Origin of the sequence: Kosmotoga olearia TBF 19.5.1 (genome assembly GCF_000023325.1) — a bacterium.
Taxonomy (GTDB): Bacteria; Thermotogota; Thermotogae; order Petrotogales; family Kosmotogaceae; genus Kosmotoga; species Kosmotoga olearia.
Window position 1 is genome coordinate 1,876,328 of record NC_012785.1, and the last position, 23,755, is coordinate 1,900,082.

Annotated in this window: 22 protein-coding genes, 3 tRNA genes and 1 other RNA gene; 14 read left to right on the forward strand and 12 right to left on the reverse strand. The window is 42.2% G+C overall.

All coding sequences use genetic code 11. The annotated features are described in order from the left end of the window. Window positions 1-6: 6 nt before the first annotated feature. The 6 genes from KOLE_RS08820 to KOLE_RS08845 form a co-directional block, all read right to left on the reverse strand. Window positions 7-435 (reverse strand): FKBP-type peptidyl-prolyl cis-trans isomerase, encoded by a 429-nt coding sequence (locus KOLE_RS08820; RefSeq protein WP_015869075.1) that lies wholly within the window; start codon window positions 433-435, stop codon window positions 7-9. Between the two features lie 128 nt (window positions 436-563). Continuing rightward, complete coding sequence (locus tag KOLE_RS08825) at window positions 564-1,595, reverse strand: L-Ala-D/L-Glu epimerase (RefSeq protein ID WP_015869076.1); 1,032 nt, start codon at window positions 1,593-1,595, stop codon at window positions 564-566. Between the two features lie 31 nt (window positions 1,596-1,626). Further along, window positions 1,627-2,979, reverse strand: coding sequence for a transglutaminase-like domain-containing protein (locus tag KOLE_RS08830; RefSeq protein WP_015869077.1), 1,353 nt, complete (start codon window positions 2,977-2,979; stop codon window positions 1,627-1,629). 134 nt (window positions 2,980-3,113) lie between these two features. Further along, window positions 3,114-3,188: transfer RNA gene (locus tag KOLE_RS08835), tRNA-Gly, on the reverse strand. A gap of 37 nt (window positions 3,189-3,225) precedes the next feature. Further along, window positions 3,226-3,314 (reverse strand) — tRNA-Leu (locus tag KOLE_RS08840). After that, window positions 3,315-3,390 (reverse strand) — tRNA-Lys (locus tag KOLE_RS08845). A 222-nt stretch (window positions 3,391-3,612) separates the two neighbouring features. Between KOLE_RS08845 and KOLE_RS08850 the strand changes: the two genes are divergently transcribed. From KOLE_RS08850 to KOLE_RS08875, 7 genes are all read left to right on the forward strand, one after another. Continuing rightward, window positions 3,613-4,398, forward strand: coding sequence for a type III pantothenate kinase (locus KOLE_RS08850; RefSeq protein ID WP_015869078.1), 786 nt, complete (start codon window positions 3,613-3,615; stop codon window positions 4,396-4,398). After that, window positions 4,376-5,728 (forward strand): B12-binding domain-containing radical SAM protein, encoded by a 1,353-nt coding sequence (locus KOLE_RS08855; RefSeq protein ID WP_015869079.1) that lies wholly within the window; start codon window positions 4,376-4,378, stop codon window positions 5,726-5,728. Before KOLE_RS08850 ends, KOLE_RS08855 begins: the two co-directional genes overlap by 23 nt. Further along, a complete protein-coding gene (gene folK, locus KOLE_RS08860) occupies window positions 5,721-6,245 on the forward strand; it encodes a 2-amino-4-hydroxy-6-hydroxymethyldihydropteridine diphosphokinase (protein ID WP_015869080.1) in 525 nt (174 codons plus the stop codon). Before KOLE_RS08855 ends, folK begins: the two co-directional genes overlap by 8 nt. Window positions 6,246-6,279: 34 nt before the next feature. Then, window positions 6,280-6,783: a hypothetical protein gene (locus KOLE_RS08865; RefSeq protein WP_015869081.1), complete on the forward strand. Its 504-nt coding sequence runs from the start codon at window positions 6,280-6,282 to the stop codon at window positions 6,781-6,783. Beyond that, a complete protein-coding gene (gene mnmL, locus KOLE_RS08870) occupies window positions 6,773-7,690 on the forward strand; it encodes a tRNA modification radical SAM protein MnmL/YtqA (RefSeq protein WP_015869082.1) in 918 nt (305 codons plus the stop codon). Before KOLE_RS08865 ends, mnmL begins: the two co-directional genes overlap by 11 nt. A gap of 25 nt (window positions 7,691-7,715) precedes the next feature. Further along, an RNA gene (gene rnpB, locus KOLE_RS11285) (RNase P RNA component class A) lies at window positions 7,716-8,046 on the forward strand. Between the two features lie 92 nt (window positions 8,047-8,138). Continuing rightward, complete coding sequence (locus KOLE_RS08875; protein ID WP_015869083.1) at window positions 8,139-9,800, forward strand: YgiQ family radical SAM protein; 1,662 nt, start codon at window positions 8,139-8,141, stop codon at window positions 9,798-9,800. Between the two features lie 1,358 nt (window positions 9,801-11,158). On the opposite strand, the gene KOLE_RS08885 is transcribed toward KOLE_RS08875, so the two are convergent. Then, on the reverse strand, window positions 11,159-11,602 hold the full coding sequence (locus KOLE_RS08885; RefSeq protein WP_015869085.1) for an OsmC family protein: 444 nt from the start codon (window positions 11,600-11,602) through the stop codon (window positions 11,159-11,161). Between the two features lie 143 nt (window positions 11,603-11,745). Continuing rightward, window positions 11,746-12,558: an aldo/keto reductase gene (locus KOLE_RS08890; protein ID WP_015869086.1), complete on the reverse strand. Its 813-nt coding sequence runs from the start codon at window positions 12,556-12,558 to the stop codon at window positions 11,746-11,748. A 141-nt stretch (window positions 12,559-12,699) separates the two neighbouring features. On the opposite strand from KOLE_RS08890, the gene KOLE_RS08895 reads away from it, so the two are divergent. The 4 genes from KOLE_RS08895 to KOLE_RS08910 all read left to right on the forward strand — a co-directional run bounded on the left by KOLE_RS08895 (window position 12,700) and on the right by KOLE_RS08910 (window position 17,361). Next, complete coding sequence (locus tag KOLE_RS08895; protein ID WP_015869087.1) at window positions 12,700-13,197, forward strand: zinc ribbon domain-containing protein; 498 nt, start codon at window positions 12,700-12,702, stop codon at window positions 13,195-13,197. A 148-nt stretch (window positions 13,198-13,345) separates the two neighbouring features. Then, window positions 13,346-15,250 carry a polysaccharide biosynthesis protein gene (locus tag KOLE_RS08900; RefSeq protein WP_420170095.1) on the forward strand — a complete coding sequence of 635 codons (1,905 nt, stop codon included), beginning with the start codon at window positions 13,346-13,348 and terminating at the stop codon, window positions 15,248-15,250. 42 nt (window positions 15,251-15,292) lie between these two features. Continuing rightward, the gene (locus tag KOLE_RS08905; RefSeq protein WP_015869089.1) at window positions 15,293-16,456 is read left to right on the forward strand and encodes a DegT/DnrJ/EryC1/StrS family aminotransferase; all 1,164 of its coding nucleotides are present in this window, start codon (window positions 15,293-15,295) and stop codon (window positions 16,454-16,456) included. A gap of 5 nt (window positions 16,457-16,461) precedes the next feature. After that, complete coding sequence (locus tag KOLE_RS08910) at window positions 16,462-17,361, forward strand: glycosyltransferase family 4 protein (protein WP_015869090.1); 900 nt, start codon at window positions 16,462-16,464, stop codon at window positions 17,359-17,361. Here the strand turns inward: KOLE_RS08910 and KOLE_RS08915 are convergent. Both KOLE_RS08915 and KOLE_RS08920 read right to left on the reverse strand, forming a co-directional pair. Next, complete coding sequence (locus KOLE_RS08915; protein ID WP_015869091.1) at window positions 17,354-18,286, reverse strand: magnesium transporter CorA family protein; 933 nt, start codon at window positions 18,284-18,286, stop codon at window positions 17,354-17,356. The genes KOLE_RS08910 and KOLE_RS08915 overlap by 8 nt on opposite strands. Before the next feature lie 178 nt (window positions 18,287-18,464). Then, complete coding sequence (locus KOLE_RS08920; protein WP_015869092.1) at window positions 18,465-19,127, reverse strand: HAD family hydrolase; 663 nt, start codon at window positions 19,125-19,127, stop codon at window positions 18,465-18,467. Window positions 19,128-19,296: 169 nt separating this feature from the next. Here KOLE_RS08920 and KOLE_RS08925 point away from each other — a divergent pair, with 169 nt between their 5' ends. The 3 genes from KOLE_RS08925 (at window position 19,297) to KOLE_RS08935 (ending at window position 22,058) form a co-directional block, all read left to right on the forward strand. Next, window positions 19,297-20,517: a carboxylate--amine ligase gene (locus KOLE_RS08925; protein WP_235599803.1), complete on the forward strand. Its 1,221-nt coding sequence runs from the start codon at window positions 19,297-19,299 to the stop codon at window positions 20,515-20,517. A 208-nt stretch (window positions 20,518-20,725) separates the two neighbouring features. Next, window positions 20,726-21,448, forward strand: a complete 723-nt coding sequence (locus KOLE_RS08930) for a hypothetical protein (protein WP_015869094.1) — start codon at window positions 20,726-20,728, stop codon at window positions 21,446-21,448. After that, on the forward strand, window positions 21,408-22,058 hold the full coding sequence (locus KOLE_RS08935; protein WP_015869095.1) for a hypothetical protein: 651 nt from the start codon (window positions 21,408-21,410) through the stop codon (window positions 22,056-22,058). Before KOLE_RS08930 ends, KOLE_RS08935 begins: the two co-directional genes overlap by 41 nt. On the opposite strand, the gene KOLE_RS08940 is transcribed toward KOLE_RS08935, so the two are convergent. Continuing rightward, entirely contained in the window at window positions 22,059-22,478 is a 420-nt protein-coding gene (locus KOLE_RS08940; RefSeq protein ID WP_015869096.1) for an RNase H family protein, read from the reverse strand. It lies immediately after the preceding gene. 23 nt (window positions 22,479-22,501) lie between these two features. Next, window positions 22,502-23,749 carry a glycerate kinase type-2 family protein gene (locus tag KOLE_RS08945; RefSeq protein WP_015869097.1) on the reverse strand — a complete coding sequence of 416 codons (1,248 nt, stop codon included), beginning with the start codon at window positions 23,747-23,749 and terminating at the stop codon, window positions 22,502-22,504. Between the last annotated feature and the right edge of the window lie 6 nt (window positions 23,750-23,755).

A 23,755-nucleotide genomic window follows, 5' to 3' on the forward strand; every position in this document is an offset into this window, starting at 1 on the left:
TTCATTTCAAACGATCTCTATGAGGTTGATTTCAAATACGAGATCTTTTCCCGCTAGTGGGTGGTTCGCATCGAGCGTTACCGCTGTTTCGTTGATGTCGGTGATGGTTACTATGAAGGTTCTGCCATCCGGTTGTCTCAACTGAAGTTGTTGACCTAACTGTGGCTCCATATCATCCGGAAAACGTGAACGTTCAACCGTCAAAACGAGTTCATCGTATCGAGGACCATAAGCTTTTTCCGGTGGAATTTTTACTGTCTTCGATTCCCCTGTATTCATTCCTATGATCGCTTCTTCAAATCCGGGAATTACCTCTCCTTTACCGATGGTGAATTCTAACGGCTCTTTTCCAGTGGAGGAATCAAAGATCTCTCCGTCCTCGAATCTTCCGGTATAATGTACTTTTACGGTGTCGCCCTTTTTTGCTTCTGGCATAGTTTTCTCCTTTCGATATCACAATTTAATACCTGACCGCACAGGTACCTTTTCATTATACCAGCAAACTTCATAAAAGACGTAAAATTTCCAACATAAAAAATGGCGGATAAACCACCCTTTTTTATTTAACGAACAATCATCTTCGGCCCATCCTGTTTAAACTTTCCTCTAAATTGCTCTTCTTTAAGCATCAGGTGAGAATCGAGGTCATGGAATACGAAGGCTCCTGTTCCCAGCGCAAATTGAACGCTCTGATTTATTCCAACACTGGATTCACCCATACAACCTATCATCAACTGAATCTTCGCGGTATTCGCCATTTCCACGATGGCAAGGGCGTCGGAGATTCCTGACTTCATCAGCTTTATATTCACAAAATCAACGGCTTCTTCCCGTATGAGTCTCAAAACGTCGTATCTTGTTCTTGCGCTTTCGTCGGCCGCGACTGGGAAAGGTGAATTGAACCTGACCAATTTTAGCCCTTCTATACTTTCAGCCGGTACGGGTTGTTCGAATACGTCTATATCTATGCCTTTGGAATAGAGGGCCTTTGCAAACGCAATGGCTTCCTTGGGGGTATAACCCGTGTTCGCGTCTACAATGTATTTTGCTTCCTTTGTCACTTCAGCGATAGCTTCCAGCGTCTCAATATCCTTCTTCAGATTTTCCCCGACCTTTATCTTTATCACGCGGAATCCTGAATCGTATATTTCCTTCGCGTCTTTGACCATGTTTTCTATGGTATCGATGCTGACGGTTTTATCTGTTTCTATTTCGTCTTTTGCTCCGCCTAACAGTTGATGTACAGGCAACCCGCTTTCAACGCTAATGGCATCCAGAGCAGCGAATTGCACAGCAGCTTTTAAACTGGAAGCGCAGCGCAAGCCATCCATGATGTCAAAGATGCGCTTGTAATTTCTTACATCCATTCCAATAAGTTGTTCTTTAACAAAAGGCTCCAGAGACGGGAAGGTTTCAACTCGTTCTCCGTTCACCCTGTAAGATGGGGCAGCTTCTCCATAACCAACTAGACCATTGTCAAGTACTATCTGCACTTCTACATTTGTGCTGCTGGTTGAGATGTTGTTGGCGATATGAAAGGGTTTTTCATAATCGTATTCCTTTACCAAAAACTTCACATCGACTATCTTTCCCATACTCTTTCCTCCCCGAGAAATATTTTGTTTTTCAAATCTCTTCGAAAGAAAGTACCTTCATTTCATAAGTGAAAGCATCGTTGTAGATATTTTCAAGTTCTGTTTCCAGCTCTCCAACCTGATTGTCATAAGGATCTGAGCGCCAGAAATTCTTCGCAGGCTGAAAATCGGCCATAAATTTTGAATTTGCAACCATTCTGAAAGCATCGAGGTTCCCGAAATAAAACTTTGAAATCTCTTCCGGTTTATCAGTTCTTATTCCACCGAAAGACAGGTCAGCGGGAAGCCATCCGTACGGTTCTACATAGAACATCGTCCAATCGTGCGGGGAGGCGAAAATAGGGTTGGCATACCACCCGGATTGCCATCTTGCAGGGATTCCTGCTATCCTGCACATTGTTATAAAAAGTACGGCCTGAGCGCCACAATCACCTTTTAGATTGGTTGCCACGAACATGGGGATATTCTCGTAGAGAGCGTACGGATGCATGTATGAATAACGAACATTGTGCGTGATCCATTCATATATCTTTTTTGCCCTCAAATACGGATTCAATTCGTCCCCAACTATTTCTTCTGTAAGATTCTTCAGATAAGGGGTAAAAACAATGTGAGGTGGTTCTTCCAGAAGGTATTCAGAAAATTTTGGTACGAAGGACGTTTTTACTTTCTCCGGGTCTATAGAGTTGAATTGCTCTCTTATCACATACTCGAATCTCACTCGGAACTCAAGACCATCCCTGAGTTCATCTTCCATATAAATGGTACGGTGAGGAGCTTCGTTGGGTGCTATAAAATATTCACTGTGGCTTGTTTCAAGCAGCTTTGCTTCAATGACCTGAGCCTCAACTTTTGGGAAAGGCAACCAGCATCTAACTTTCTTCCCCCTTATCTTCTCCAGTTTTGGAGATACCTTTATTTCTGCCGTAACTCTGTATGTTTTCGGCTTATCTCCGGCTAACAGAGCTTCAATGCGCTTGTGTAGAATCTCACGTGCTTTTTTTAATTTTTCATTTTGTTTTACCCTGCTTTTGTATTCTTGCAAGGCGAAAACAAGGTTCTCGAAAAATCTCTCTTCGAATCTCTTTTCACCCTCAATGATGATGTAGTCCAGTATTCCCTTATCCATCAACATCATGTATTCTTCCTCGGAAAAATCCTTAATTGAGTCAAAAAGTTTTTTCTTAGCAGCTTCTTCGGTGAAGGGATAGTTTTTGATTACCCTGTCAATTCTTTCGAGTTCAAATTCAAGGCGTTTTCTGAGTAAAGATGGGAGTGATGAAGAATCCAACCTTTCTGAAATCATGTTTTTTGCTTTCTTGAAGTTTCCCAATGTTTCTTCCCGTTTCAATTCTTCGAAGAGAGGAACGACAAGAAAATTCACCGTATCACCTCCTGAGGCATGGTTCGGATACCTTACTATGTTACCACATACGTTATTGAAACCAAAAGCTTGTTGCAGATATTCAATCTGGAAGGCAAGGTATAAAAAAACAAAAGCGCCCTATTGGGCGCTTTTGGAGCGGAAGACGGGATTCGAACCCGCGACCCCCTGCTTGGCAAGCAGGTGCTCTACCGCTGAGCTACTTCCGCTTGCATAGGTTACTCAGACAAGAGTGACGACTGACGTTGGTGCGAGAGGAGGGACTTGAACCCTCACGAGCTTCTACGCTCACTGGATTCTAAGTCCAGCGCGTCTGCCAGTTCCGCCACTCTCGCTGGTGACCCGCGTGGGATTCGAACCCACGACCCCCTGATTAAAAGTCAGGTGCTCTGCCTGCTGAGCTAGCGGGTCTCCCACAGCCAAAGTCACCAGGCTGCACTGGCGAAAACATTATAGCATTCAGATTCCATATGTTCAAGGGGTGTAAATGATTAAAATAATTTGAATCGCGTATTTTCGCTTTATAACAGCGTTAGCGAGTATCATTTTCTGCAGGTGCTCAAAAATGGATTTTCCTGGAGGTGCGGTGGTAGTAAGGGCGCCGACGTGATAACATTGAACTGGAGGGATTTTATGAAGCTAGTTGCTGATGTTGGAAACACGAATACGGTGTTTGGCATATGGAACAGAGGAAAAATACTGAAAAATTGGAGAATATCTACCGGCAGGCTGGAAACGGAAGATGAGATGTACGTTGTTTTGAAACAGCTTCTTGAAGCCGGGAATGTTGATTTGAAGAGCATCGAAGATATATGCGTTGCGTCTGTTGTTCCAAGACTCAACAGTATTTTTCACTACTTTGGCAGAAAATACCTGGAACTTGATCCGGTGCTCGTTACCGCGATAGATGGAATCGGTGTGAAATGGGATGTCGATTTCCCATCCGAAATAGGCGCGGATAGGGTGGCAAACGTTATAGGGGCCCACGAGTTTTATGGTAAGGACGCCATAGTAATCGATACCGGAACAGCTATAACCGTAGATGTCCTGAAAGATGGCGCCTTCATAGGAGGAGCTATTTTACCCGGCCCTATGATGGCCATGAGAGCTTTGTTTTCAAAGACAGCTAAATTACCTGAGGTTGATTTGTTTTATGTAGAAAACCATATAGGGAAAAATACAGAAGACAATATAAGAATCGGTGTGGTAAACGGCACGTATTACGCTTTGAAGGCTATAATCTCCAAAGTAAAGGAAGAACTTGGCGATAAAATTCCCGTGATCGCAACCGGAGGTAATTCGCCAATGTTCAATATCGGAAATGGTTTTTTTGACATACTTGATTCCGATCTAACGCTAAAGGGAATCGCAGTTTTTTGCGAACGGGTGAGAAAACTTGAAAAAAATTCTGCTGGTTAACCCGTGGATAGAAGATGTTTCAGCTTATGATTACTGGCTAAAACCTGTGGGTTTACTTTATATCTCTTCTATGCTTAGATCTGCGGGGATAGAGCCTGTATTAATTGATTGTTTGTACAGACACGATCCGGATCTGGTGCGTTATTTAGGTGGAAAGATAAAGGATAGATATTACGGTACTGGTAACTTTTATCATGAAGTCATACAACCGCCGGAGTCAATGAAAAATATTCCAAGGTTGTTCAAAAGATACGGGTTACCCGAAGATCTGTTTCGAAAGAAACTGAGAGAATTAAAAGATGTTGATGCTGTTTTTGTGACCTCGATGATGACCTACTGGCATTATGGTGTCAGCGATACTATACGGGTTATAAAAGAAGAGCTTCCAGAAATTCCGGTTGTACTTGGTGGGGTTTACGCTTCTATACTGCCAGAACATGCCAAAAACCATTCCGGTGCGGATTTTGTTTCCCCGGGTACAGGGATCGTCCCCGTGAAAAGAGCCCTGCATTTTATCGGAATCGATGTGGATCTTAACGATAATTGGTTAGACGATTTAAGCCCCGATTATTCTAACTATCCAGAGTTAAACTACGTTGTTCTTATAACGAGTACAGGATGCCCTTTCAGGTGTAGTTACTGCACCAGCTGGAAATTATGGGAACGTTTTAATCAAAAATCACCCGAAAAAACCCTGGAAGAAATCGAGCATTTGAACGCGATGTACGGGCTTTCCGATGTGGTGTTCTTTGACGATGCGATCCTGATAGGGCAAAACTTCAAGACACTACTCAAGATGATAAAGGAACGCGGTTTTAACCTTAGATTTCACCTCCCAAACGGCATACACGCTCGACTCGTTGATGAAGAACTTGCGGTACTGATGAAGGAGACCAACTTCAAAACCATAAAACTCGGTTATGAAACCGCCAATGATGAGCTTCAGTTGAAAACCGGCGGAAAGGTAAGCAATGAAGAATTTATAAAAGCCGTCAATATACTGAAAGCTGCAGGGTTTACAGCAAAGGAACTCAGCGCATACATAATAGCGAATCTACCCGGTCAAACCTTTGAGGATGTGGAAAGAGCGATTAACCATTGCGAAGAACTCGGGGTTATTCCCAATATTAATGAATACACCCCTATTCCCGGTACTCCTGAATGGCGGGAACTGGTGGATTCAAGGAGACTGCCTGCTGAAATAGATCCATTGTTGCTTGATAATTCTTTGCTTCCCTACTGGTGGGAAGAGAGTTTGAGTATCGCACAACTCAAACTGCTGAAAGAAAAAAGCTGGAGAGTAAAGGAGAGACTGTTAAGTCATGTCTGATGTTTATCTTGCATTTGGTAGTAACATTGGAGATAGATTGAGTTACATAGTGAAGAGTATCTGTTTATTGGCAGAGAGAGAAATTGAACTACTTTCCCTGTCGTCTATATATGAAACGGAGCCTTATGGTTATACTGAACAGGAGCCATTTTTGAACTGTGTTGGACTGTTTGATTTTTCCGGGACCCCGGAGGAGCTTTTGAAAAGGACTATGTCTGTCGAGAAACTGCTGGGAAGAAAGCGAGAAATGAGATGGGGACCGAGAACAATAGATATAGACATACTCCTTTTCGATAAAATAGTGTACGAAGACGAGAATTTAAAAATCCCCCACTACGATATGGAGAACCGTATTTTCGTCATCAAGCCATTGTTGGAGATTGATCCATATCTTACGAATCCTGAAACAGGGCAGCCTTATGCGGAACTCCTGGAGAAACTGGAAAAAACAGCGGATGCAAACAGAATCATGAGTGGGAATGACCTTTTCCACAAGGTAAAAGCCTTTTGCGGGTAGGTTGATCTGAGGATTCTCCATCGGAGGTGTTCTGATGAAAATTCGCGATTTAAAAAAAATCTTGTTTCTTACGTTCCTGGTGGTTTTTGTGGGATCTTGTGGAGTTACCTTTCGAGAACTCACACCTTCGAATTATGTTGGTTTCTCTATGGAAGGCTACATGGAACTTACAACAGAGGTCGTTCTTGACGGAACCCTTGATGGTTTTTCTTTGACCGATTCTGTTTTTTTGCATAAGCGGCTTGCAAAAGGGACAAATGTTGTTGAGATATACGTCATACATTTTGAGAAAGTCTCTGATGCTACTAGCTTCTGGTATAGTTGGGGAAGAGAAAATTTCAGCACCTTAAGAACGGCGTTGAGTGCCATTCCCTTAGTCTATGGAGAGCTCAAAGGTGAGGTTTTTAACGAATATATTTACGCGTGGTTTAACGGCAAATGGGTCTATATATTCAGAGGTACCGAAAATTCAGTGAAAGAAACCGCCAGAAAGTTCAAATCCTTTATGAAGGAGTTGAAACGTTCAATTGAATCATAAACCTTACAGGCACCTGAAAGGTTATCTCATAGAACGTTATGGTGAAGTGGTTTATAGAATACCGATAGATGCCGGTTTTACCTGTCCCAACAAAAACGGAACCAAGGGACGGGGCGGTTGTATTTATTGCGATCCAACCGGCAGCGGTTTCAGCGTTGACGGTCAGAAGAGTATAAGGGAGCAGATGTTAGAAAGAATAGAAAAGCTGCGTGCAAAAGGTATAAAAAAATACATGGCATATTTCCAGGCGAACTCCAACACCTACGCACCCGTCAAAAAATTGAAAGAATTATACGATTCAGCCATCTCTGACGACATAGTAATCCTTGACGTATCGACACGTCCCGATCTCGCAAGCGAAGAGACTTTAGAATTACTTGAGAGCTATAAAGAAAAACTCGACGTTATAATAGAATTTGGTTTACAAACAGCGAATTTCTGGACTCTGAAAAAACTGAATCGTGGTCATACCCTCGCAGAATTTATAGATGCCGTAATCAGAGCTAAAAAACATGGTCTTGAAGTGGTAGCCCATGTTATCGTAAACTTGCCATGGGATACCATGACAGACGTAATAGAAACCGCTAAGATTCTGTCGGCGTTGAGCGTTGACGGAGTAAAGATACATTCTCTCTACGTGGTTGAAGGCACTGCACTCGGAAAAATGTACAAAAAAGGGCTCATTCAGATATGCGATTTACATGAATACATAGAAAGGGTTATCACCTTTTTGGAGTTTCTGGATCCGGAGATTGTGATTCACAGGCTTGTTGCGGATCCGCCAAAAGAAGGAACACTCTTTGCAAATTGGGGTCTTCCCAAGATAGAGATAATAAATAGAATCGAGAAGAAGATGAAAGAGGAAAACAGACTTCAGGGAGGAAGATTTAACTACCTTAACAGATAATGGTTATGATTAAAGTGTTGACTGGAGAGTGAGGCGGGTGGTCGCGGCGTTAGCCGAGGAAAGTCCGGACTCCTTGGGCGAGGATGCTGGGTAACACCCAGGGGGAGTGATCCCCGGTAAGGGCCATAGAGAAGAAGACCGCCGTTAAGGCAAGGGTGGAACGGTGGGGTAAGAGCCCACCAGGTCCGGGGTGACCCGGATGCTTGGCAACCCCCATCCGGAGCAAGTCCAAGCAGAGAGGGTTTGAGGTCGCCCACCGAATCCCTCTCGGGTAGGACGCTTGAGGGGTACGGTAACGTACCTCCCAGATAGATGACCACCTAAAACAGAATCCGGCTTACGGCCTCACTCTCCAGTTTTATTTTAGAAACAGCCGAGGTTGCTTCCTGAAATAAGCACTCACCTTTTGCGCTGAGTTCGACGATTGCAGAAGGAGGTAAATCCCGTAATGCAGCATATACCTATGACACGGGAAGAAATGAAGGCACGAGGCTGGGATCAGCTCGATGTCATACTGATAACCGGTGATGCATATGTAGATCATCCTTCCTTTGGTGTAGCAATTATAGCAAGAGTACTTGAAGCTAAAGGGTTTAAAGCCGGAGTCATCTCACAACCCGATTGGAAAAACCCTGAAGAGATAACCAAATTAGGAAAACCGAAGCTTTTCTTTGGCATCACAGCAGGCAATGTGGATTCGCTGGTGGCGAATTACACAGCATCAAGAAAGAAGAGAAAAAGAGATGATTATACACCCGGTGGTTTCGGTGGTAAAAGGCCGGACAGAGCCACAATCGTCTATTCCAACCTTGTCCGCAGCGTGTTCAAAGATGTTCCTATCATTCTTGGTGGAATAGAAGCGAGCTTGAGAAGGTTTGCCCATTACGATTGGTGGTCTAATCGCGTTAGAAAGCCCGTGCTCGTCGATTCCAAAGCTGATCTAATCGCTTATGGAATGGCTGAAAAAAGCATAATAAAAATAGCTGAAAAACTCAGAGATACCGGAGAAATACCTAAAGATATTCCGGGAACCGTTTACTGGAGTTCAAAAAAACCAGAATCGGGAATCGAACTTCCTTCATATGATGAGGTATCCTCTGATCGATACGCCTATCTTCAGGCCTTTAAGATCCTGTATCGCGAAACCGATCCTGTGAATGGAAGAGTGATATATCAAAGGCAGGATACCCGGTACGTTATCCAAAACCCTCCGGTACTTTCCACCACTGAAGAACTTGACTGGGTCTATTCGCTTCCATACACACGCAAGGTTCATCCCCACTGTCTCAAGAAAGGCCACGTGAAAGCGCTGGAAACCGTTAAGTTTTCAATCACCAGCCATCGAGGATGTTACGGAGAATGCAATTTCTGTGCCCTCACGCTGCACCAGGGCAAATACATCGTAAGCAGAAGCGAAAAATCGATAATCAAAGAGACCAGGCGGCTCACAAAAGACCCGGATTTCAAAGGAGTTATAACTGATGTGGGTGGCCCAACCGCAAACATGTATGGTTATGACTGTGAAAAAAAGCATAAACATGGCGCGTGTAAAGACAAACGTTGCCTACTTCCTCATGTGTGTCCTGCATTGAAGGTTGACCATTCCCGGTACTTGAACCTACTCAGAAAACTCAGGAATCTGAAGGGTGTAAAACACGTGTTCGTGTCTTCTGGAATAAGATACGACCTGATCCTTGCGGACAAAAAACACGGCAGAGAATTTTTGAGAGAATTGGTTCTGTATCACGTTTCTGGACAGCTGAAGATTGCTCCGGAACATATCTCCGCGAGGGTTCTCCGACTTATGGGAAAACCGGGAAAAGATGTTTTAGACCGCTTCATAAAAGAGTTTGAAAGAGTGAAGGGAAACAAGAAAATCTATCTAATCGGGTACTTCATCGCGGCGCACCCCGGTTCAACCGTTGAGGATATGAAAAAGCTAAAAAGGTACGCAATAAGGAAAATGGGATATAAACCTCAACAGGTTCAAATCTTCACGCCGACTCCTGCTACCCTATCCACAGCAATGTATTACACGGAACTCGACCCTGAAACCGGTGAAAACATATTCGTTGAAAAAACGAAAAAAGAAGGAAATTGCAGAAGATGATGGTAGTGGGAGTAAAAGATCGATAACCGAGAGTCGAGAACCGGTAGCCGCTGCGCGGCCCTCCGAATCCCTTCGGGATTGTTACGGTGTGCCCGGCATGACATACAACTATAGGGTGAAAGTCCCGAATGCGGGGAGCGGAATAAGCATTAGCTGAGGGCAAGGGTGTCACTGGTAACGGTGAATCTGAAGGAAGCCTAAGGCAAAATCCGGAACTGAACGAAAGTGAACCAGTGTTGGCCGGTAGAGTGGGTAACCTTGCCGAGAATGGGTAAGCCCGAGCTCCAACTCTACAGGTTTGGATGGCAGGATTCGGAAGAAAGCTGTATGTCTTACCCGGGGAAGTCCTCACTCGTCCCAAAATGGGTAAGCCGGAACAAGGGGAGACCCAAGGACTGGTGAAGCGGAGGAGGATGGCAGACGAACCCGTAGTAGTGTTGAACCTCTCTGAAAGGAGAAGGGACTATCGCCTTGAGCGATGGGGGTAACAGGAACCGAAAGGGCCTGTTACTTGCGAAGGGGGGAAGGATTGAGGAAATGGCACAAAGGGAAGCGAGTATAACAGGAGCTCGTAACGGAGGCTGAAATGCCGACGGTGGTCTGAAATGGCTGGGGCAGGCAAGTAATCCATTATAGGGTTGGGCATATTCCTCGAAAGGGGTAGAAAACCGATGCCTGTGTGGAAGAAGAAACCGATTCTGTTATATGCGACTTATTCTGAAGGCCATGCGGAGGTAATATGATGGTACTTAACCACCGTCGGAGAATCCGATACTCAATCCATGAGCCGTGTACGTTGGCCCGTACGCACGGTTCTGTGAGAGGACGGGGGGATTCCCCCCTCCTACTCGATAACCACTGCGTGGTTGAAAAAAGCTGTCATTCTGGAAATGTTTAATCGCAGAATCTGCTGCACAGACTGTCATTTTGGAAATGTCTTATCCAGAATCTTGTTTTCTCTTAAGAACGTTATCCTGAATCGAGTTCAGGATAACGGGTGGGGGTATTCAGAATGACGGGTGGGGGATTCATGATAACGGGTTAGGGTGTTTGGTGAATAATAAAGTAGGGGCACAGCATGCTGTATAAAATCCGTGAGTCCGAGACCCGAGAATCCGAGAAATCAAGAACAGTAGATCCTGAATCGAGTTCAGGATGACATTCATACGGTCAATTTGCCAGCTCTATCAACTGCGTAGCAGTTCGCAACAACCACGAAGTGGTTCGAGACAACTCCGCAGGAGTTCGTAACAACCGCTTGCGGTTCGTGTCGCTCCATCAACTGACAGCGTAGCAAGCCTCGGCTGCGTAGCAGCTACCGGATCTCGGATCTCGATTCTCGTGTTTATCAAGAGCGCTTACCTGCTGGCTTCAACCGTAATATTCACCGGTGTTGGATTCTGGAGGTTGTCTGAGACGGGACAGCGTTGTTCGATGGTTTCAAGCCATTTCTTCAAAGTGTCTTCGTCTGCATCTGTATCAACTTTCATGACAACATCGATCTTTTTGTAGCCGGCTCTTTCTTCGGTTGGTTTTCCCATGAATTTAGCTGGATCAAGAACTCCGGAAATTTCTATGGAAAGATTCCGGATTTCTATTCCCATTTCTTTTGCTACAAGATGTCCTACAACATTCAAACATCCGGCAAGAGCAGCAAGGACGTATTCAACGGGGTTAGCTCCCTGATCTGTCCCTCCGAGCTGAGGTGGTTCATCGACTATCATTGTGAAATTTCTTGCATTAACAGTTACTCGCGCGGGGTTATCCGACACTGCTGAAATCTTGAATTTCATATCAGGCATATTAACACCTCCATGTTTGTGATTTGTTTCACTTAAATTTTAACAAAGACTAATTCCGATTATATTACTCGGAGTTTACATTCCCAATAAAAGAATCCTTTTTCTCGGTCAGGGCTTTTCAACGCATAACCAATTTAGGAAAATTAATCCAGTAATTGGAGATCATCAGGTTCAAGGATAATGTCAGCGGCTTCGAGATTTTCTTTTAGATGTTGAATATTTGTGGAGCGGGGGATTGCAATGACGTTGTCTTTTGAAATTAGCCATGAAAGCATAATCTGGTAGATTGTAGCGTTATGTTTTTTAGCGATTTTTTTAAGCACTTTTTCTGTATGTTTTGAAAGGCTTCCTTTTTTAAGTGGTGTATATGCTGTAAGGGTAATACCGTTTTCCTGACAGAAGGGTAAAAGCTCGTTTTCTGGTTCTCGGTCTTCAAGGTTATAAAGAACCTGGTTACAGACAATCGGGACAGGAGAAATGAGCAGCGATTTCTTTAATAGTGCCACGTCAAAATTTGAAACTCCTATGTATCTTATATATCCGGCTTTTGACAGTTCTGCCATTGTGGTCAGGGTTTCTTTTAGGTCCATATCAGGAACTGGCCAGTGGATCAGATATAAATCGATGTAATCTGTCCCCAATCTTTTTAGAGATCCTTTAAGGGCTTTCGGAAGCTCTTCTTTTGAGAGGTGAGTTGGCCAGACTTTTGATGTTATGAAAAGTTTACTCCTGTCAAAGGTTTTTATTGCTTCTCCTATGAGTTCTTCGGTGTGCCCACCACCATAATACTCTGCCGTGTCGATGTGTGTATATCCCATCTCAATCGCAGCCTGAAGAATTTTAATGTTTTCTTTGTCCCGCGAATAATCTGGGGTTTCCCTGCCGCCTATTTCCCATGTTCCCAATCCTATAGCGGGAATCTCTTCACCCGTACTTCCCAATTGTTTGAAACCCATGAAAGCACCACCTTTCATGGGTTATTTTATCAAATTGCCATTGCAGTAAAAACGCATTAGACAACACTGTGGTTGTGATATGATAAGTGCGGAACATGATGCCAGGCGTAAAGCAGGATATGTTCCTGTGGGGGTGCTGTTATGAGTAGCATTAGTTCACCGGACGACTTTCAGGTTGGAAAGATGATAAAGATAATTGTAAAGATAATTGGGGGAATCTTTACCCTGGTTGGGACTTTGATGCTTGTTATCGCTATGATGAGTTTTTTCGTTCCAACGATGTATTACGCTTTTCCAAATTTCTTTTTGTTGTTTTTTTCAGGCTTTATTCTTGTGAAAATCGGAAGAAGTATTTCCAGATTATTTCCTAAGAAGGAGGTACCCCAAGAAAAAAAGGAAAGTTCTGAGAAGGTTGAAAAAAAGCGTGATAGAGAGCGTTATGAACATCGCCGTTATACCGCGCTGAGGAAATATGTTCGATGCCACGAATGCGACGCTGAGAATCCACCGGATGCCTTCAGATGTGTCAAATGTGGGGCTTCTTTTGAGAATAAAAAGGTTTGCTCTTTGTGCTACAAATTGGTTGATAAAGACGTGCGATTTTGCAAAAACTGCGGTCATGATTTTAATCTTGATTAATCTTTAAAGATTGTTATTGAGAAACTTCGTTTTTTTCGTCTTTCTGGGAAAAGGCTGTAATAAATTTCTTCATTTGAAGAAAGATGTCCCCATGAAAAATACATGAATACATGATAGTTGGAGATGTTAAAATATAACCAGAAAAGGAGTGGAGATTTTGGAGAGGGAAAAAATCAGAAATTTCACAAGGTTTATCATTCTTACCGGCGTTGATTTTTTGCTTATCTACGCCTCTTATGCCCTTGGTATGTATTTTAGATACGGTTTGTTTTCTTTGAACGAACCTCATTTCTTTCAAAATGGTCTTTTTTTCAGCTTCTTTATCTTGCTCTCGATGATATTCAACGGTGTTTATTCCATCGCGTGGAGTTATTCCTCCTTTCGTGATTACTGGGTGATTCTACGGGGAGCTTTTATTGGTTATGCTGCGGGGTTTGCTTTTGGAAGATTAATGCTTCTTGCTGGCATGGATGTGTTCACCGTTCCTTTCACGGTAGCGACGATGACGTTTATTGGGGCAACTTTTTTGATAATCTGGTCCAGAATATTCTGGTTGACGTATCTGTTCCTGAAGATAGAGCGTTCCGGGAAGTCTCTGGATAGAATTCTCATTGTGGGTGCCGGAGATGCTGGAACAACGCTGGTTGATGAAATAACACGGCATCCCGAATACGGGAGAGTCGTAGGATTTGTGGATGATTCACCGAGAAAGCAAAAGAAAAGAATACGTGGAATTCCTGTTCTTGGTACAACGGAAGAGATAATGCAAATAGTCGATAAATACCAGATAAACAGGGTTATAATTGCTATTCCTTCGGCTACATCCGATCAAATGAGAAGGATAATGTACAGAATCGATAGGAATAAAGTTCGGGTTCAAACGCTTCCCGGGCTAACCGAGATCATAGATAGGAAAGCGCGATTGGGGTATCTCAGGGACATAAATATAGAGGATTTACTTGGACGTGAACCTGTTGAAATAGATAAGAAATCTTTGAGAGGCTATATAACCGGAAAACGTGTTCTTGTAACTGGTGCAGGGGGAAGTATAGGCAGCGAGCTTTGCCGCCAAATAGCGTATTTGGAACCGAAAGCTCTCATCATTCTCGGAAAAGGTGAAAACAGCATTCACAATATAGAGGAAGAATTAAAGGAAAAATATCCAGATCTAAAGGTTCATAGAGTAATAGGAGACGTTCAGGATAAAGACAGGATGGAATTTATAATAGCCACCTTTAAGCCCGAGATTATTTTTCATGCCGCTGCTCATAAACATGTACCGATAATGGAGGAAAATCCGACAGAAGCCTTCAGGGTAAATACACTTGGAACTTATATCCTGGCATCCATAGCTGAAAAATATGGATGTGAAAGGTTCGTGATGATTTCCACCGATAAGGCTGTCAGGCCATCTTCAATAATGGGTGTTTCGAAAAGACTTGCCGAGCAGATTTTGAAGTCAATAGCGCGTTATTCGAAGATGCGCATCGGCATTGTACGATTTGGAAATGTCCTTGGAAGCAGGGGGAGCGTTGTTCCGAAGTTCAAAAAGCAAATAGAAAATGGTGGTCCTGTTACGGTAACAGATCCAAGAATGACGCGATATTTCATGACCATCCCCGAAGCAGTCTCTCTCGTTATGCAGGCCGGGGCATACGCAAAAAACGGTGATGTCTTTGTCCTGGATATGGGAAAACCTGTGAAGATATCTGATTTAGCAAGAGATATGATAACCCTTGCTGGTTATGTTCCGGATCAGGAGATAAAAATAGAATATATAGGTGCAAGACCGGGAGAGAAGCTTTTTGAGGAATTATCACTGGATTCTGAAAAATTTGATAAAACACCCCATCCAAAGATCTTCAGGCTCAAAGATGACAGGGAATTCATGGAAGGAGAGGAATTGAAGGCTTTTATAGATAAAATGAGTATAACAATAAAAGAGCACGATATATCTGAAATCAACAAAATAATTCAGCAATATGTACCAGACGCGATAGCCAGGGTGAAAGTTGAAATACCGGAACTCGGTTTGAGAAAAGAGAAAAAGTAGTGAGTAGGTTCTGTAAAAAGTTTTTTGAAAGGAGCAGATTATATGTTTGTTCCCCTTGCCAGACCCGATATAACCCAGAAAGAAATTGATGCTGTAACAGAGGTAATGAAATCTGGGATTTTATCAATAGGAAAAAAGGTAGTTGAGTTTGAAAAACTCGTCGCGAATTACAGCGAAAGGACCTATGGGATAGCTGTAAACAGCGGAACAAGTGCACTCCATCTAGCTTTGAAAGCTCTTGGTGTCAAACCTGGAGATTTCGTTATAACCAGTCCTTTCACTTTTATTTCGTCCGCAAATGTAGCGCTTTTTGAAGGAGCAATCCCTGTTTTTGCCGATATCGACGAAAAAACTTTCAATGTAACGCCAAAAACCTTTAAAGAAGCCATTGAAAGGTACCACAGGAAGGGGTTCAAAACTTCCAAAGTCAAATACTCACCTTTCAAACCAAGGTTTTTCGTTGCTGTTGATATTTTTGGTCATCCTCTCGACTGGGATGGAATAAATGAGGTTGCTGCTAAATGGGGTATACAGATAGTTGAGGATTCATGTGAAGCCCTTGGAAGTGAATACAAAGGGAAAAGGATAGGTAGCTTCGGGGCAGCCGGGACTTTTGCTTTCTATCCCAACAAACAGATAACCACCGGTGAAGGCGGGATAGTTGTAACGGACGATCCCGAAATAGCAAAACTCGTGAAAAGCATGAGAAATCAGGGCAGGGGAGAGAACGAAAACTGGCTTGAACACGTTAGAATTGGTTATAATTACCGGCTTGACGAAGTTTCCGCTGCGATAGGTGTGGAGCAAATGAAGCGTATAGAGGAAATTCTGGAAAAAAGAGAATTGGTAGCAAAAAGGTACAATGAGCTACTGAAGAATGTTGACGGAATCGAAACTCCCTTTGTGGATAGTTACGTCAGCAGGAAGAGCTGGTTTGTTTACGTTGTTAAACTTGCTCCCGAAATCGATAGAAATAAGGTAAGGGAATACCTTCAGAAAAACGGCGTGCAATGTCGTGAATATTTCAAGCCCGTACATTTGCAACCCTTCTATAGAGAGCAGTTTGGATATGAACCCGGTACCTTTGAAATTACTGAAAAAGTATCCAAAAGAACTCTTGCGATTCCTTTTTTCAACGCTTTAACCCTTGAAGAACAAGAATACGTTGTCGAAACGCTAAAAAAAGCAATAGAATTTGCAGGGTGAAGGCCATGGAATTTTTATTAGCTTGTTCACTGTCCATCTTCATGACTTTTGTCTTCAGGCATATTGGAATAAAATTTGGATTTTTAGATAAACCTGCCGGGAAACTCAAACCTCATGAAACAGCTATTCCCTATACCGGGGGTACAGCCATACTTTTGAGCCTTATCCCTTGGCTGATCCATGAACCGGGTTATATGGTTGTTGTTGTTTCACTCTGGGCGATAGGGTTTATAGATGATGTTAAAGGATTGAATCCGTCTTTAAGGTTAATGATTGAACTTTTAGCAGGTTTTTTATTTTCTCTCTATTATCTAAACAACTCTTTTTTTGAATCTCTGTTTCTTGCTTTCCTGTTTGCGGCTGTGGTAAATGCCTTCAACATGATAGATGGGATGGATGGTGTTTGCAGCGGAGTGGTTGTTGTATCTGCGCTGGTTCTTGTTATAGTGTTTCAGTTACATCCACTTTTGCTTGCTTTTGCCGGGACTTTTTTTGGTTTTTTCGTCTGGAACTTTCCTCCAGCGAAGATATTCCTTGGTGATCAGGGTTCTTATATAGCCGGTGCGTTTATGGGAATGATGCTTTTAAACAGTTACGGTACTGAATCATTTATACCGGTTTTAGCGGTGGTATGGTTGCCGTTACTTGATCTATCAGCTGGTTTCTTACGGAGGATTATTGCCGGAAAGTCTCCCTTTGAAGGGGATAGGGATCATTTTTACGATAAGCTCTTCTCACTCACAAAAGAAAACAAAAAAGCCACCACAATACTTTCTATTATGATGGCTTTTTTGTGGTCGGTTTTGGGGCTTCTTCCCAACGCTATCATGAGTGTATCGCTTTTATGCTTGCTTTCAGTGGTTCTAGTGTTCAAGCTTAAACTCTTAAAACAGCAGTCTATTTGAACCACTTTATTTTAAAGAGCGTAAAGCCAAATATCACCGCGGCAACCGCGGAAATTCCCATTGTTATGGCGAAAGCATAATCGTTACCACTGAGCGGTAGTTTTATGTTCATTCCCCACATGGATGCTGTGAGCATTGGTATCTGGAGGACCAGAGTGACTATGGTCAACACCTTCATTACAACATTCAGGTTATTCGATATGACTGAAGCGAAGGCATCCATCATTCCGCTGAGGATGTCGCTATAAATCTTCGCCATTTCTATGGCCTGACGGTTGTCTATGATTATGTCTTCAAAAAGGTCTTCATCATCTTCGTAGAGTGTGAGAATACTCGCCATTTTGAGTTTTTCAAACATGAGCTCGTTGGAACGCAGTGAGGTTGTGAAATATACAAGGGACTTTTCGAGGTTCAACATAGCTACAAGTTCCTTATTTCTTGTAGAACGGTGAAGTTCTTTCTCGATGTCGTTAGATCTCTTTCTAATCTCTTTCAAATATCTGAGGTAGTAGATAACAGCGACCTCAAATATTCTCAACAGGAATCTGTTCCGTTTTTTGGTAGAGAAATCCTTTATTTTGTTCTGGAAGAAATCTTTGAAAATCTCGTTGTCATTCAGACAAATAGTTACAAAAGCGGTAGGCGTGATGGCTACGCCGATCGGAAGTGTTTTGTATGGAACCTCTGGGTCTTTCTCATCGTAATAGGGAACTTTTGCAATAACATATATTATATCTTCGTCCTGTTCGAATCTCGCTCTCTCTTCGGGGTCTAACGCGTCCCAAACAAAATCTTCGTCTATGCCGAATTTTGAGAGCACTTCGATGTCCGAAGAATCAGGTGAAACCACATAAACCCACGATTTTTCACGAAACTCGCTGAGTTCTTTCAATTCTCTTTTTTCGGTTATGAAATATCTAATCATAATTTTCCTCTCCTTTGCCTCGTTTTGTTAGGATTGTTGACTACGATGCGAGGCCTGAGGAGGGTGAGCTCTTGCCCTCACTTCCAGTTCATGGCGGTAAATCACTCTCACTACTGTATAATTCCATATTTTCACCTCCTTTTCTCTTCTCGAAATTATACCATGAGTTTTCGAATTATTAATCCTTAAGTAGGCTTCGTAACTCAAAAAGATTTGACAAACGGAGAGTTTCTGAATGCCTGTCGTGGGGTTCGGCCTTTCTGTCGATAAGGAACGCCTTAATACCAGCATTTAACGCGCCGACGATGTCAACTTCAGGATTATCTCCGACAAACACGACATCCGTTTTCTCCGATCTCATTTTCTTCAGCGCGAACTCAAAAATTTTTCTGGATGGTTTATATGCTTGCGCTGTTTCAGAAGTGATCAAAAAATGGTGTGGAATGGAATTTTTCTCAACGGCCTTGACGGCAAAGACATTGTCCGCGTTTGTCAGTATGCATATGGTGTAACTTTCAAATAACTCTTTGAGCACCTCAACGTCATGATATGCTTTGAACTGTCCAAAAGAAGTGAACATGAAATTCAGATAATATTGTACCTCGCGAGCAAGACGAAATCTCTTTTTTATTTTACTGAGTAACTGCTCATAGTAAGCTGTCTCCGGCTTGAACTCCTTCAGATGGTATCCTGAGAAGAACTCGTGGTAGAACTTTTTAAAAGCATTTTCAATTTCAAGAACATCTAGAGAGGTTTCCTGAGCTATCGTTAATGAGATGGGGTAAAAGAGCCTTTCGCTGTCTATAAGTGTTCCAAAGAGGTCAAATATGATACCTTTCATAAAATCACCTGCAGTCTTTTTTTTAAATCTGTTTGATGTGATATTATTAGCTTAAAACGATGTGAATTTATAACAACAAGCACATTGCAATCGATTTTAACATTATAATCGTTGCGTAGTATGTCAGAATTTGTATAGAATGTTGCTTTAAGAAGGCGAGGTGATTTTTTTGGCAAGGGTTCTCGTTACCTGTGCACGAATGATGTATGCTTTGAATACGATCAGGTTGTTACACAAGGAAGGGCATGAAGTGTACGCGGCTGATAGTGTTAAGAGCGCTGGTGGACTTTATTCCAGGTATGTGAAAAAGTCTTTTATCTATCCTTATGTAAGCAGGCAATCAGAAGAGTTCATCAATTTTATTTTGAAAATTGTAGAAGAACACAAGATAGACGTTTTATTACCAGGATTTGAAGACGCTTTTGTTATTTCCTACTATAAGGATCGGTTTGAGGGAAAGGTGAAATTGCTGGTAGCAGATTTTTCAAAAGTAGCGTTTCTTCATGACAAATACAGTGTTTCCAGACTTGCAGAAAAAATCGAAATCCCTTCTCCTAAAACAGTGTTGTTTAGAGATTTTGAACCCACTGAATGGGATTTTCCTGTAATAATCAAACCAAGAAGAAATAGAGGTGCTCTCGGAATCAGATTTGTAAAGGATTTCAATGAACTCAAGAAGCTTTCAGGTAAATTAAACGCTTCAGAATATCTGGTTCAAGAACCTTTACCTCGTGTTCAGTACTGCACAACGGGGATCGCTTACAACGGTAAGCTCATAGCCAATGTGATATACAAAAATATTAGGGAATACCCGGAGGCTGGGGGATTTGGTACTTATCGTATAAGTTATGACATACCAGAGATTACCGATTATGTTGAGAAAATAGTAGAGGAGATTGATTACACCGGTTTCATCTGTGCAGATTTTCTTTATGACGAAAAAAGAGACACCTACTTCATAACTGATGTGAATCCAAGAATGAGCCCGGGACTTTATGTAGGGTACGCCAGCGGTATAGACTTTCCGAAACTATATGTTGATCTTTTGATGGATCCTGACAGTGTGAAGCCTATTAAGGCGAAAACGGGCACAGGATCATATACGGGATACCTGGAGGTTGGATGGTTTTTTGCTGTGTTGTTCAAAGGAAAATTCAAAAAATTGAAAGGATTTTTTGGTAGCCGAAAGGGCATGATGGACGATGTGTGGGACTCTAAAGATCCGCTTCCGGCTTTCGTTATGTTCTTCTCCATGTTGAGCTCCGCTGTAATTGGGCCATTGTTTGGTGGGCAGGAAGAGTTTTACTACACGGGTTGTTTGTTCGAATCGGAGTATTTCCCTGAAATGCAGGCTGTGGAAGAACTCCAGCGGAAATATGAAGCGGTGTAAAAGCTCGAGAAAAAACAGGAATATTCTCTATTAAAATTGATCAAAGCACCGGGAAGATAATATCTCCCGGTGTTTTTCATTTATCGCTAATAATTTTGATACAGTGTTACTGAGAGCGTTTATCTCATTCAGAGAATTGATTGAAAGTGTGTCAGTAAGGAGTAGTTCGTATGGGTTTAATGTTAATATTAAATCGGGAGGAGTGATAATGCCCGAAAATTCCCGTATTTTATGGTTGCACAGGATGATCAGTGAAGGGAAGTATCCTTCGCTGAAGGATTTTGCAAATAGATTCGGAATTTCTATAAGGCAGGCTGAGCGTGAAGTACACTATTTGAGAAATGTTCTTGGAGCGCCTGTTGTTTACTCGCGGAAAGAAAAGGGATACAGGTATGTTGTTCCCTTTGAACTTCCCGTTTTATTTGCATCTTTAGAAAAGAAATCTTTCCGAGAAATCGATAAATGTATCCTGTTAATAGAACAGGCGATAAACCAGAGAAAGATGTTGAAAGTAAGACTAAAAGATGGATCTCGCGAGCTATTTTGTGCGTATGCCTTCTATAAAAAGAAAGTTTTGGGAATATTCGAGTCTTCAGAGGACGCGGTTATTCTGAATCTTGGCGAGATAAAACAGCTCCAACTTATCGGAAAAAGTTTTGCTAAACCGTTGGTGTTAGATGTGAGGAATATTATTGAAAACAATTGTGTAAAATACGCAATTGTTAAACTCAACGAAGAACGGAATAAGGTCTTTTTTTATGACCTTCTTGAATTTGTGAAATGGGTGATAAATCAGAAAAACATAAAAATAGAAGGGCCTGGGAGTATTTTCAAAGAACTTGAAATGCTTCGTAAAAGGTTAAATAACCTCATGGAAGCAGGTGAAGAAAGTGGGAAATCTCCCACCGAAGAACAAACCAGAAGAGTTTAGGAAAGCGGTTAAGTGGTTTATTAAGAGTGGATACTCCTACGATGAAACCATGAATCTTATTAAAGTAGAGTTTGGAGAATCAGCCGTTAAAATTGCTAAGCAAGAGTGGGTAAGAATAAAAGGAAAAATACTGGAAAAAAGGTTAAGGGTAGTTGATAACAAGTCAGATTCTGGAGTTTCACCCACTTTTAGAGAGGTTGATAACAGTTCCGGAGTTAGAAATTTTTATCTCATTCTTGGTGTGATGGCGGTTTTAGCCGTGGTTTTCTTTATTGTTTTTATTTTGGGTGGAAAAGACACTGTTCTACCGTATAGGATATTGAAGATTGCGGAAACATCTAAAGATCAGCCATATGACTTTTATATTATTGCTGTACTGAATGTTGAAAAAATTCCGATAGATGAACAGATTGTATCTACGCTGAAAGAGATTGTGAGTGAATATAGGAGAAAAAGAAAGGTTGGACGAATCGAACTACTCCTTCCAGGTATGAAAGAAGGTGAGGGGGCTTTTGCCGCTGCGATATTTTCAGGAAGAAATTTGAGGTACCATGTTATAAATCATTCTGTCATAGATCTATGGGAACAGGGTTTCTACAACAAAAAATGATCACACTTCCAGAGCACTTTTTTTCGCAAGTTTGTCTACATAGTCATTCCAATAATTCCCACTGTGGCTCTTAACTTTTTTCCAGTATATTTTTATACCGCTTTTTTTTACATAATCAGCATAAAATCTTGTCAGAGGTTTCTTTGCTTTCCATTCGCCTGTAACCCATGCTTTTATTCCAATATAATCGTAATAGAGAGTTATGGAAGTAATTTTGTTTTCTTTACACCACTCGAGTGCTTTCATTACAGCCATAAGCTCTCCACCGACTTGTCTGGAGCTTATAAAGTCTTCTTCTTTGACGACTCCTTTTATGGTTTTTTGAAGTTCCCCATCTTTCAGGATTACAGCTGCATAACTAACACAATCGTTGAAAAAACTTCCATCAACGTAAACTTCGTATGTTCCTTTATTTTTCAATTCTCTACTCCTTATATCTTGTATTATTTGCAAAGAGCGATTATGAGGTCATTGACATTAGTACCTGTAGGGCCTGTTTTTATTAAGCTGCCAACAGCATCGAGAGCGTGATAGGAGTCATTGTTGGCAAGAGCGCTTTCGATATTTATTCCTTTTTTCTTGAGTTTTTGGGCTGTATTTCCATCAGCGATCCCACCAGCTGCATCCGTTGGTCCATCAGTCCCGTCAGTACCTACCGAGGCGATAACCACTTCTCTTAATCCCTCTATTTTTGTTGCTGCTGCCAGTGCTAACTCTTGGTTTCTTCCACCTTTTCCATTACCGCGGACGTGAACCACCGTTTCTCCACCGAAAATTAATGCACAGGGTTTCTTTAAGGGGCGACTGCTGGTAACGACCTCGCGTATTATCGCCGCTATGAAGCTTCCGGCTTCCCGTGCTTCACAGTCAAGCGTTGTGGTGAAAATCATAGGTTCGTAACCGAGCATTTTTGCCCTTTCTGCAGCTACTTCACATACTCTGGATACGCTGCCTATTATCTCTGTTTCAACATTGTCAAGAGATTTCGGGGTTTCGTTTTTCAATACTTTGAGAAGTTCTGGACGTAGTTGAATACCGTACTTTTGAATGATTCTTATGGCATCTTCCCATGTGGTTGAATCAGGGTATGCCGGACCGGAAGCTATGCTATCCAATCTATCACCTAAAACGTCTGAGAGAACCAGCGCCAAAACTTTTGCCGGCTTGCAAAGGAGGGCAAAGCGCCCCCCTTTAACCGCCGACAATCGTTTTCTTATTGTATTTATTTCAACTATATCTGCACCTGATCTTAAAAGCTGGTTTGTTACGCCTGTCAGATCTTCAAGGGTTACACCTTCCTGAGGAACCTCAAATAATGCGGAACCGCCTCCCGAAACAAGAAATAGGACGGTGTCTTCCGGAGAAAGATTTGAGACCATTTTGAGAGCTTCACTGCTGGCTTTTATAGTATTTTCATCGGGGACAGGGTGCCCTGCTTCAAATATCTTCAAATCTCCGATTTTCCCCTGGCTGTGATGGTATTTTGTGATTACAACGCCAGATTTGATTTTATCGCCAACAATTTCATGAGCGGCTTTTGCCATCCGCCAGGCGGCTTTTCCAATTGCTACAAGAACTATTTTATCCGGGAGTTTTCTCTTTTTTATCGCTTCTTTTACCGCGTTGTCAGGAAGAACAGCCTTAATGGAATAATCAATGATATCTAAAGCGTCATTTCTGAGATCTGACAAGCTTTT